The sequence below is a fragment of the Paraburkholderia sp. genome, assembly GCF_035501035.1.
Taxonomy (GTDB): domain Bacteria; phylum Pseudomonadota; class Gammaproteobacteria; order Burkholderiales; family Burkholderiaceae; genus Paraburkholderia.
In genome coordinates this window covers 1-4594 of the sequence record NZ_DATJWR010000119.1, presented here as the reverse complement: position 1 = coordinate 4594, position 4594 = coordinate 1, and the positions used below count along the sequence as shown (strand labels likewise).

Here is a 4594-nt window from a genome sequence, read left to right as displayed (position 1 = left end):
TTTTACAATGCACGCCGGTTACACTCGACACTCGACTACGTCAGCCCCATGAATTTCGAGAAGAACTGGTTCGCGGCTCAGCAAGGCGAAGCCGCATAATTCCCCCAGCTATGGGATTCGTCAAACGGGGGCAAGGTCAGTGCGTGGTGTTCAAAGGGCGCGACGGTGCAGGCAAGGGCGGCACGATCAAGGCGATTACCGAACGCGTCAGTCCGCGAATTTTCCGGGTCATCGCACTGCCGGCGCCGACCGATCGGGAAAAAACCCAGATGTACATTCAGCGCTATCTGCCGCATCTGCCGGCGGCGGGCGAGATTGTGCTGTTTGACCGCAGCTGGTACAACCGGGCGGGCGTCGAACGTGTGATGGGCTTTTGCACCATCGAACAGGCGCAGGAGTTTCTGCGGGCCGTGCCACTTGTCGAACGCGCGATCATCCAGTCCGGCGTCCTGCTGATCAAATACTGGCTCGAGGTGAGTCCAGAAGAACAGACGCGGCGCCTCGAATCGCGGATCCATGACGAGCGGAAGATCTGGAAACTCTCGCCGATGGACATCGAATCCTATCGCCGCTGGTATGACTACTCGCGCGCCAGTGACGAGATGTTTGAGTTGACGGATACGGACTTCGCACCGTGGCATGTCGTGAGGTCGGACAACAAGAAGCGCGCCAGCCTGAACCCCCTGATCAGTCATCTGCTCGGTGCGATTCCTTATGACAAGGTCGGGCGCGAAAAGATCTCGCTGCCGGCGCGACAGAAAGCGAAAGACTATGAGGAACCCGACTATCCCTTCAAGTTCGTGCCCGAGAAGTTCTGAGTGACGTTGCGCGTTTTGCAGCCGTAACGTGCGCCGTCTTGCGCTTTCCCCAAGCGTGGGCATCATACCTTGTGCAGGCGCGACCGTCCCATGCGACGGTCGTAGCTCCGCGATATGCGTTGAAGCAAGGTCGGATCGCGTGCCTCGCTGGACCGCTGGTTTCTCGAACACAAGGCGCTCCTGTTCTATCTACCGCCCTACAGTCCTGAACCCAATTTGATTGAGATCGTGTGGAAGCACATGAAATACCACTGGCGTCGTTTCGTCACGTGGACAAAGGAAACCATCGACGCCGAACTCGCCGCGCTTCTATCCGGCTATGGGACCAAATTTCGAGTCAATTTCTCGTAATCTTACGCGTCGCTTACAGAAAGATGGCGGCGGCATGAGTTCGGTCGAAGAACACCCGTCGATGGAGCGTGCGCCCGTTGGGGCCAAGCCCGGCTGTACTCTCGGGCAGGAAGTGAAAGTCGTGGCCGACGTCGTCGCATTCAATACAAAGGCCCAAGCCGTCACGTTACGTAAAAGGCTCCGCGGGCTACACAGAGGACCTGAAGGCGGAGGATCCCGCGCAACTTGCGAACATCAAGAAGGGTAATCAGGTGGAGGCCGTGTACACCGAAGTCCTCGCCATTTCCGTCGAGCCCGCTGCCCAGAAGTAGGTGCGTCGCCGGGTGCGTCCGCGTGCCGGCTGATTGACGATCCGGCCTGCGTCGACTTCCCACGCACGCCGTCCGTTGCACGCGTCGACGGAAGCGCTTCGGGCAATGGCGCCGCAGCGCATGGGCAGAACGCGCCATGCGGGGCCTGTTCCCGCGCCGGGACGTCGTCCGCGCAGCGTCTCCCCCGCACCCGCCATGACGGCTCAGGAAATCTGGCAAACCTAGGGCAAGCCCGGTTTTACGTTTACAGATTGAGCCGGGTGACTTTGGTGCCGTTGACTGAAACGTCTGCCATCAGACCGGTATTGGTCAGCACGAGGGCCACGACCTGCGAGGAGGCAGATGTCGTGTCGATGGTGCCATTCGCACCCACTTTCACGAGCGAAACCGCCGCGTCGCTGCCCGCCGACCAGCCAGCCGCGTTGCGGAACTTGTCGAGCGAGTCCTGCGTCATGAACATGAAGATCACTGCCGTCGACTGGGCACCAGCCTGGAATCCAAATGAAGCGGCCGCCGTGCTGTAGTAGCCAAGCGTCGTGCCACCCACACGCAATGCGCCTTCGCCATACTCCGCGCCAGCGATGAAGGCCGCCTTCTTCACGTCTGGGAACACCAGGATACCCCGGGCTTTCGATGCTAGTTCGCGTGACCCATTTACCGTCGCGAAAAGCCGGGTCAACGTGCCATCAACACTGGCGTCGATTGCCTGGCGCTTCGAGACGTCGGTTTCCGGGCTCTTGCCGCTGCCTGGCGTCATGGTGCAGCCCGCGAGCGTCAGACCCGCTGCGGCACTGGCAGCCGCTGCCTTTAGCACAAAATGCCGTCTGTTCACTATCGACCTCCATCGTTTTTCCGAGGAGAATTCCCGGTGGGTGAGTCAGGCTCTGCCTTGCAATGATGTCATCGTGACAGACCAGGGAGAATCGAACTTTAGTCCTATAGTGTTTACGCCGACCGAAAATTGAGCAGGGTCATCAGCCTATCCTGCCTGCTTTTTTGGGCGGTTTGGGGACTGGACTTTAGAAAAAATCTGCAGTCAGTTCAGTTTTGCCAGCGGATAGAAGTTGGTGGGACGTTGGATCTCACGGGCGCAACAATCGGCTTCCAACCACTGACGTACCTTTTGATTGCCTTGTTACCGCGAGGCGGAAGGATAGGGATCAACGAGTGGTGCCCCAGTTTCCAAACACCTTGACAACTTCCAGCTCATAGAAGCCACCAGCCGACCCGCAGGCGCGAACGCCAGATGTACGGATTTCGCGATACGCATCGCACGCAGGCGTTTCTCTCATGCTTCGGCGTGATCCGCCAGCACTTCGCGTTGCCCCGACATCAAATGAACGCGGCATGTCATCGCGCCGTACTCCAAGACCGCTTCGCAACATGACATTCCTGGACTGTCATCGACGCAGCAGGGAAAGTTATCTGATAAGGATAACTACGCTTGATCCACATAGGTAGCCTGCGCCCGCCAACTTGACAGAGCCGTTCCATTCCAGATCGCATGATCGAGAGCAGTGACATTATTATGTATAACTAACGACGCCTCATTGCGGCGGAGCGTTTGGCTCGGTCGACTCGGGACTTGCCGGCAGGGCCTTGTTGCTGCCTTCTCCCGGCCCCGAAACGGGGGCTGACGGAGTTGCCGCCGGCTTGGTCGGCGCTAGCGAAGTGCTGCCCAAGAATCCAGCTGACGCAAGAAAGATTGCGGCCAATAACACGAATGCCATGGAGTTTGCCTCGTCGGTGTTAGTCAGCGCGCTGGCAGCCAGGTGAGCGTACGGGTGACATCCCTCGTCATGTAGGCTTGCCTGTGCAGTGGCAACTGCCAGCAATTGTCCGGTGCGACTAACATACCTCTGCGCCTTGCTCTTCAATTGACGCTTGTCAAATTGTCGGTCGATACGACACCTCGCGACAAAAACGATCCCGATCGGATTGCGACTCGCTCTATGTTGCCGTGTGTAACATAAGTGCGATTGGTTGCCGTGCGATTGCCGCGCTTGAGCGGTCGCCCGGGAAGGCGCCCGGTGAGTGCGAACAGTCGGTCGCTAGCCGAAAAGGAGATGTCACAGAATGCGTTAAGTAGGCCATTAACAAGCGGCCGTGAAGCACGCTCATCACACCCGCGAGGACCCGATGTCATTAAAATAAAGGCTTACACGGGCGTTCGTTCAGCGCGAAGAGATGGTTCGCAATGCAAACAGATGAAGGTCACATCGCACGTTGCGCAAAACACTTCGGGGCGGCGTTCGGCAGTGCCCGATACGATTGCCTCGAGCGTGGGCTACGCTATTTCGCAGCAAAAGCGCAAGTTGATCGAACAAGGCTTCGGCTGGGCCAAGACCGCGGGCCGCATGCGCCAGGTTATGGTGCGTGGCTTGAAGAGGCTTTGTCAAGTTGGCTGAAGATGGTGTGTGCCATCTGGGCAAGCTAAGGTATCCTTATTGGACAATTCCGAGGCTGCTCACGCCGGCCCAGCACTGCCAGGCAAGCAGGCGTGCCTGAAGTTCTGCGCGATGGCAGGCAGCCTTCATCTGGTGCCTCGGCAAGGCGAAGTGCTGACGGATAGGACCGAAGCGAGAGAGAAACGCCTGAGTACGCTGGGGATCGCGAAAGCCTTGCATCTGGCGCTCGCGCCGGCGCGTGGGTTGGTGGCTGTTTTCCGCGCGGCTATTGACCCGGGCCGACGCTTTCACGAATACATGTTTCACGCCGGCCAGTTCGGGCACCTCCGCCTTTGCCGCCGGATAGCTACGCAGTTGATCGGTGACAATCTTTCGGGGCACCGGGTGTGAGCGCAATACCTTCCTGAAGAAGCGTTTGGCCGCAGCCTTGTCGCGCCGCTTTTGCAACAGCACGTCCATTTCGGTGCCGTGTTCGTCCACCGCGCGCCACAGCACGTACGGCTCGCCGCGCAGCTTCACGAACACTTCATCGAGGTGCCAGGACGAACCCACCTTGCCACGCACGGCCTTCGCGCAACGCGCAAACTGCGCACCAAACCGCTCGCACCAGTTGCGCACCGATTCGTACGTGACACTCACGCCGCGCTCGAGTAGTAATTCCTCGATGTCCCGCAGGCTCAGGTTGAAGCGGTGGTACCACCGTACT

General features: G+C 58.9%; 4 protein-coding genes and 2 pseudogenes. 4 read left to right on the top strand and 2 right to left on the bottom strand.

Translation table 11 applies throughout. From position 1 onward, the window contains the following. Window positions 1-110 precede the first annotated feature (110 nt). Complete coding sequence (gene ppk2, locus VMJ11_RS08545; protein WP_325618875.1) at window positions 111-818, top strand: polyphosphate kinase 2; 708 nt, start codon at window positions 111-113, stop codon at window positions 816-818. A gap of 147 nt (window positions 819-965) precedes the next feature. Continuing rightward, window positions 966-1169 carry a transposase gene (locus tag VMJ11_RS34435; RefSeq protein ID WP_414694346.1) on the top strand — a complete coding sequence of 68 codons (204 nt, stop codon included), beginning with the start codon at window positions 966-968 and terminating at the stop codon, window positions 1167-1169. 555 nt (window positions 1170-1724) lie between these two features. Here the strand turns inward: VMJ11_RS34435 and VMJ11_RS08540 are convergent. Continuing rightward, window positions 1725-2312: a BPSL1445 family SYLF domain-containing lipoprotein gene (locus VMJ11_RS08540; protein ID WP_325618873.1), complete on the bottom strand. Its 588-nt coding sequence runs from the start codon at window positions 2310-2312 to the stop codon at window positions 1725-1727. A gap of 372 nt (window positions 2313-2684) precedes the next feature. On the opposite strand from VMJ11_RS08540, the pseudogene VMJ11_RS08535 reads away from it, so the two are divergent. After that, window positions 2685-2867: pseudogene (locus tag VMJ11_RS08535) on the top strand (IS6 family transposase); the annotation flags it as partial. 811 nt (window positions 2868-3678) lie between these two features. Continuing rightward, window positions 3679-3882: pseudogene (locus VMJ11_RS08530) on the top strand (IS5/IS1182 family transposase); the annotation flags it as partial. 42 nt (window positions 3883-3924) lie between these two features. On the opposite strand, the gene VMJ11_RS08525 reads toward VMJ11_RS08530, so the two are convergent. Continuing rightward, a partial coding sequence (locus VMJ11_RS08525) for an IS6 family transposase (RefSeq protein ID WP_325618871.1) occupies window positions 3925-4594 on the bottom strand: 670 nt, incomplete at its 5' end.

Coding starts and splice junctions, on each gene's coding strand:
- ppk2 (WP_325618875.1), top strand. CDS start 111: ATGGGATTCGTCAAACGGGGGCAAGGTCAGTGCGTGGTGTTCAAAGGG.